Origin of the sequence: Bradyrhizobium sp. S69, from assembly GCF_009766005.1 — a bacterium.
Classification (GTDB): Bacteria; Pseudomonadota; Alphaproteobacteria; order Rhizobiales; family Xanthobacteraceae; genus Bradyrhizobium.
The window spans coordinates 1-7530 of the sequence record NZ_LMUK01000052.1; the positions used below are offsets into that span (position 1 = coordinate 1).

Below are 7530 nucleotides of genomic sequence, written 5' to 3' on the forward strand. Positions count from 1 at the left end.
TTCGAGGCGATCGCCAGTTCGGTCGCCGGCAGCACCAGCACCTTCGACATCGAGAACAACGCGTTCAGCGGCGCCAATGGCAGCGCCGTGATCATCGCCAACGACGAAGCCGGCTTTTCCACCACCGCGACACTCAACCTCACTTTCAGCGGCAACACGATCGGCGCCGTGGCGGGAACCCACAACGCCTCGACAACCGACGGTTTTGGGTCCGCGGCTGGCATCGGGCTCTGGGTCGAGTTCAACGGCGGCACGATGAACGCCATGGTGGCGAACAATTACATTTATGAATTTGCCACCAACGGCATCGAGCTCCAGGGCGGTCTGGCCACCACTGGCAACGAGACCGGTACCTTGAATGCGACCATGATCGGCAACACCATCGAGGATCCAAGCACCAGCGCGGCAAGCAAGGGGGCTTTGCAGGTTGGTATCTACGTCGAACCCGGCCCCAACGATGGTGGCGCGATCACCAACTCTTATGCGTTCAATTTGACGATAGGCGGCAGCGTCGGTAACCAACAGAATACAATCAGTGTTCCTCAGACCGCGATAAGCGCTGCCAACGCCGACGACATCGAACTAACCCAGGACGGAGACACGCATTCGCCGTTCGCGATCAATCTCACCGCGGAGACCGCGACCGCCGGCACGCTCAGCACCTATAGCGGACCGGGCAATGATAGCGGGCAGGCAGTCGAGACCTTCCTGGCGAACAACAACAATACACCCGGCAACACAGGCGGCTACTTTGCGCTTGCCGTCACCGGCACCGGTTATGGCGGCGGCTTGCCGACCGCGACGGCGCCGACCAGCGGGCCGACCTTCGGCACGCCCACCATTAACGGCACCGATACGGAAGGCTCTACGCTGTCCGTGTCCGTGCTCGGCGCGAGCTACCAGTGGCAGGAAGCCTTCTCGAACGGGGAATGGATCGACATCTCCGGCGCCAACTCGTCCAGCTTCACGCTGACCGAGGCCCAGGTCGGCGCGACCCTGCGCGTCGTCGAGACCTCGGTCTATAGCGGCGGACTGATCGATACCGTGGCCAGCGCCGCGACCGCGACGGTGGCCGATCATTTGACGGTGACGACGCCGTCCATCACCGGCACCGACACGGTCGGCCAGATCCTCACGGCGAGCACGCCCACCGTCGACAACAGCGACGCCACCGTCACCTATCAGTGGGAAGAGAACTCCGGCTCCGGCTTCGTCGCCATCTCGGGCGCTACCGGCCAGAGCTATCGGCTGGCGGCAGGCGACGTCGGCGACACCCTCGAGGTCGTCGTGACCGCGACCGATCCGCATGGCGGCAATGTGTCCGCCACCAGCGGCGCGACCGGGACGATCGCCGCCTTCACGGCGCAGAGCTTCTCGTCGGTGACGCTTGGCACGCTGCCGGGCAACGACGCGGTCACCATCACCGGCAAGTTCACGGTCAACGCCCAGAGCGATCAGTTGATCGTCAAGCCGACCTTCACCGGCAGCATCAGCGGCTCGAACTTCACCACCGTCAGCGCCAATGGGACCGTGTCGCTCGACAGCTTGACGCTCGGCGGCGAGATATTCAACGACGCCAATGGTAACGGCGTCCTCAATGCCGGCGAGAGCGGCACCGCCGGCGTCTCGGTGTCCGTGTTCGCCGCGGGCGGTAGCACCGCGCTGGAAACCACGACCACCAATGCCTTCGGTATCTATGACTTCACCGGCCTGGCGGCCGGCAATTACTTCGTCGAGATCAATGCGAGCAATTTCACGGGCGGCGGTGCGCTGGCGAACTACAGCAATTCCTCGCCGGTCCGCGACACCACCCCTAACGATTATGCTGGCGGCAAGAACTACGGTAAGGCGCTGACAGGCGGCGTCATCGACACCAATGCGATCACGATCGCCTATGACACTCCGCATCCGTCCGGCGCCGGCGTCGACACCACCCAGACCCTCTACATCGGCATGATCGCGGATCCCGTCATCGGCGCGGCCGGCAACACCGTGCAGTTCTACCAGAGCCAGGGCAGCACAGGCACGCCGCTCGACAGCGCGATCACGGTCACCGATGCGACCAACATCACCAGCGCGACGGTGACGATCACCGCCGGCTACCAATCGGGCGACACACTCAGCTTCAACGGCGGCGCCACGACCGAGACCTTCGGCGACGGTTCGACCATCACCGCCACCCAGAGCGGCGGCGTGCTGACCCTCACCACGACCAGCGGCAACGCCACCGCGGCCGACTACCAGACGGCGCTCGAAAGCGTCAAATACGACTTCACCGGCGATCCGACCATCGCCGGCACCGACGCGACCCGCACCGTCGCCTGGTCGGTGACCGACACCAGCGGCGGCACCAGCGCGGCGGGCAGCACCACCACGCTCGATGCGTTCGCGTCGCCGATCGTCACGGTCGGCGCCTACACCCCGCCGACCGTGACCGCGAGCAGCGGCGCGGTTTTGGCCGACCCGAGCCTGGGCGTGACCGACTACAACGGCACCACGATCGCGGGCGCCACCGTGGCCATCAGCGCCGGCGCGCAAGCCGGCGATACGCTCACCATCGGCGGTCTCACCAGCGGGAACATCGGCGCGATTACCTACTCGTTTTCAGGTACGACGTTGACGCTGACCGGAAGCGACACGGTCGCCGATTACAAAACCGTGCTCGATGAAGTGAAGTTCGATGCGACCAACCCCAACAACGGCACGCGCACCCTGACCTGGCAGGTCAACGACAATGCCGGCGGACATGCCAACGACAGCGTGGCCGTCACCACCACCGCGAACGCGTCGTTCGGGCCGCAGATCACCAGCGTGGTCGGCCAGCCGGTCAACGGCGGCACGGTCGAACTTGACGGCACCGGGGTGACGGTAGGCGACACCATCAATCTTTATGCCGACGGCAACATTGCGGTGATTGTCGGCACCGGAACGGTCCGCGCGGACGGCACCTTCGACATCACGACCACGAAGACTTACGCCGACGGAGTTCACGACTTCACGGCGGCCGAGACCAATGCGTCGAATCCGACGATTCCTTTGGCGCCCGAGTTTGCGGTCGACGTCAATCCGAACGCCCCGGCGATCACCGCGGTGGTCGGCCAGCCGGTCAATGGCGGGACGGTTGATCTGCAGGGCACCGGCGAGGTCGGCGAGACCGTCAACCTCTATGCCGACGGTGGCACGACTATTATCGGCACCGGCACGGTTGGTGCGGGCGGCACGTTCGACATTACCACCACGGCGACCTTTGCCGATGGCGTGCACAGCTTCACGGCCAAGGAGGTCGATACGGCGAGCCTGACCAGTACAGCATCGACGCCGGCCTTCACGGTCGACGTTGATCCGAACGCACCGGCGATCACGGCCGTGGTCGGCCAGCCGGTTAATGGCGGGACGGTCGATCTGCAGGGCACCGGCGAAGTCGGCGACACCGTCAACCTCTATGCCGATGGTGGCACGACGATTATCGGCACCGGCACGGTTGGTGCCGGCGGCACGTTCGACATTACGACGACGCAGACCTTTAACGATGGAGTGCACACCTTCACGGCCAAGGAGACCGATACGGCGAGCCTGACCAGCACGGCATCGACGCCGGCGTTCACGGTCGACGTCAATCCGAGCGCTCCGGCGATCACCGCGGTGGTCGGCCAGCCGGTCAACGGCGGCACGGTCGATCTGCAGGGCACCGGCGAAGTCGGCGACACCGTCAACCTCTATGCCGACGGCGGCACGACGATTGTCGGCACCGGTATCGTCGGCGCGGGCGGCACATTCGACATCACGACGACGGCGACCTATGCCGACGGCGTGCATACGTTCACGGCCAAGGAAACCGATGCGGCGAGCCTGACCAGCACGGCTTCGACGCCGGCATTCACGGTCGATGTTAATCCGAACGCCCCGGCGATCACGGCCGTGGTCGGCCAGCCGGTCAATGGCGGCACGGTCGACCTGCAAGGCACCGGCGAAGTCGGCGACACCGTCAACCTCTATGCCGACGGCGGCACAACGATTGTCGGCACTGGACTCGTCGGTGCGGGCGGCACGTTCGACATCACCACCACCGCGACCTTTAACGACGGCGTTCACACCTTCACGGCCAAGGAGGTCGATACGGCGAGCCTGACCAGCACGGCATCGACGCCGGCATTCACGGTCGATGTTAATCCGAGCGCCCCGGCGATCACCGCGGTGGTCGGCCAGCTAATTAATGGCGGCACGGTCGAGTTGCAGGGCACCGGCGAAGTCGGTGAGACCGTCAACCTCTATGCCGATGGTGGCGCGACGATTGTCGGCTCCGGAACAGTTGGCGCAGGCGGCACGTTCGACATCACGACGACGCAGACCTTTAACGATGGCGTTCATACCTTCACGGCCAAGGAAACCGATGCGGCGAGCCTGTCCAGCACGGCATCGACGCCGGCATTCACGGTCGATGTTAATCCGAACGCCCCGGCGATCACCGCGGTGGTCGGCCAGCCGGTCAATGGCGGCACGGTCGACCTGCAGGGCACCGGCGAGGCCGGCGAGACCGTCAACCTCTATGCCGATGGTGGCGCGACGATTGTCGGCACCGGAGTGGTTGGCGCGGGCGGTACGTTCGACATCACCACCACCGCGACGTTTGCCGACGGGGTGCACACCTTCACAGCCAAGGAGGTCGATGCGGCGAGCCTCACCAGCGCGGCATCGACGCCGGCATTTACGGTCGATGTCGATCCGAGCGCCCCGGCGATCACCGCGGTGGTCGGCCAGCCGGTCAATGGTGGCACGGTTGAGCTGCAGGGCACCGGCGAAGTCGGCGACACCGTCAACCTTTACGCCGATGGCGGCACGACGATTGTCGGCACTGGAGTGGTTGGTGCGGGCGGCACGTTCGACATCACGACGACGGCGACCTATGCCGACGGCGTTCACACCTTCACGGCCAAGGAGGTCGATGCGGCAAGCCTGACCAGCACGGCATCGACGCCGGCATTCACCGTCGATGTTAATCCCAGCGCCCCTGAGATCACCGCCGTGGTCGGCCAGCCGCTCAACGGCGGCAGGGTCGATCTGCAAGGCACCGGCGAGGTCGGCGACACCGTCAACCTCTATGCCGATGGCGGCACGACGATCGTCGGCACCGGTATCGTCGGCGCGGGCGGCACATTCGACATCACCACCACCGCGACCTATGCCGATGGGGTGCATACCTTCACGGCCAAGGAGACCGATGCGGCGAGCCTGACCAGCACGGCATCGACGCCGGCATTCACCGTCGATGTCGATCCCACCGCACCGGCCATCACGGCCGTAGTCGGCCAGCCGGTCAACGGCGGCACGGTCGAATTGCAGGGCACCGGCGAGGCCGGCGAGACCGTGAACCTCTATGCCGACGGTGGCACGACGATCGTCGGCACCGGCATCGTTGGCGCGGGCGGCACGTTCGACATCACCACCACCGCGACCTATGCCGACGGCGTTCATACGTTCACCGCCAAGGAGGTCGATGCGGCGAGCCTGAGCAGCACGGCATCGACGCCGGCATTCACCGTTGATGTTAATCCCAACGCCCCGGCGATCACCGCCGTGGTCGGCACGCCGGTCAATGGCGGCACGGTCGAACTGCAGGGCACCGGCGAGGCCGGCGAGACCGTCAACCTTTATGCCGACGGCGGCACGACGATTGTCGGCACCGGAGTGGTTGGTGCGGGTGGCACGTTCGACATCACGACGACGCAGACCTTTGCCGATGGGACGCACAGCTTCACCGCCAAGGAGGTCGATGCGGCGAGCCTGTCCAGCACGGCATCGACGCCGGCGTTCACGGTCGGTGTCGAGTCGGTTGCGCCGACAGGGCTGGCGCAGCAGGGGACGGCGACCAACGGCGGCCCGATCGAGATCACCGGGACCGGAGATGCGGTCGGCGACCTGATCACGCTCTATCAGGGCGGCGTCGCGGTCGGCACCGGCACGGTTGGAGCGGGCGACAAGTTCGACATCACGACGACGAAGACCTTTACCGACGGCAGCTACACGTTGACGGCGACGGACAAGAGCGTCGACGGGACGCAGACCAGCGCGATGTCGGCACCGGTGACGGCTTACGTCAATCCCGACGCCCCGGCGATCACGGCCGTGGTCGGCCAGCCGGTCAACGGCGGCACGGTCGAACTGCAGGGCACCGGCGAGGTCGGCGACACCGTCAACCTCTATGCCGATGGCGGCACGACGGTCGTCGGCACGGGAGTCGTCGGTGCGGGCGGCACGTTCGACATCACGACGACGGCGACCTTCAACGATGGGGTGCACAGCTTCACGGCCAAAGAGACCGATGCGGCAAGCTTGACCAGCCCGGCATCGACACCGGCATTCACCGTCGACGTCGATCCCAGCGCACCGGCGATCACCGCCGTGGTCGGCCAGCCGGTCAACGGCGGGACGGTTGAATTGCAGGGCACCGGCGAAGCCGGCGACACGGTCAACCTCTATGCCGACGGCGGCACGACGATTGTCGGTACCGGGACCGTTGGTGCGGGCGGCAAGTTCGACATCACCACCACGGCGCCCTTTAACGATGGGGTGCACACGTTCACGGCCAAGGAAATTGATGCGGCAAGCCTGACTAGCACGGCATCGACGCCGGCATTCACGGTCGATGTTAATCCCAGCGCACCGACTGGGCTCGCGGTTGTTGGGCAGCCGGTGAATGGCCAAACGGTAACGGTGACCGGATCGGGCGAGGCTGGCGACACCGTTACGCTCTATAACGGCGCGACGATCGTCGGTACCGGGACGGTCGGTGCCGGCGGCATGTTCAGCGTGACGACGACATCCGCCCTGCACGATGGAGCCTACAGCTTCACGGCGACGGAAACCGATTCGGCGAAACTGACGAGTGCAGCGAGCTCTCTGACAGTTGATGTCAATCCCAGCGCACCTGTGATCACGACCCTGGTCGAAGTGGTCATCGGCGGCAAGGTCGACCTGCAGGGCACCGGTGAGGCCGGTGAGACCGTCAAGCTGTATGCGGACGGCAACACCACGACGGTGGTCGGCACGGGCACGGTCGATGGCAGCGGGCACTTCGAGATCACCACCACGGCGAGCTTCGCCACCGGGCTGCATACGTTCACAGCGACCGAGACCGATACGGCGGGCCTGACCAGCTTGCCATCGAACACCGCGTTCGCGGTCAACGTCAATCTTTTTACGCCTCAGCATGTGTTCACCGACAACAGCACGCCCCCCTCGCTGCCGAACGTCACGCTGGCATCGCTGGTTGGTGATGTCCCGCGCGGTCCGTTGCTTCCTGTTGGTGACGGCATCGGCACTGGCGCCGGCGGCGGCTTCAGCTTCAACGTGGTGCATACCGATCCGGTATTGGCCACCGCGTCGGACGCCAATGTGCAGATCAATCTGGCGCTGGCCTCGCTGGAGGCGCCGCTTGGCGGCGACGTCGTTTACGTCGAGGCGCGCCAGGCCGACGGCACGCCGCTGCCCGACTGGTTGAAATTCGACCCGGCCACCGGCACCTTTGCGGGC

The 7530-nt window shown here is 65.6% G+C and carries 1 protein-coding gene; it reads left to right on the forward strand.

Features of this window, described 5'->3' with window-relative positions:
• Nucleotides 1-87: 87 nt before the first annotated feature.
• The coding region (locus GSQ88_RS30165; RefSeq protein ID WP_210253925.1) for an Ig-like domain-containing protein at nucleotides 88-7530 on the forward strand (7443 nt) is incomplete at its 3' end.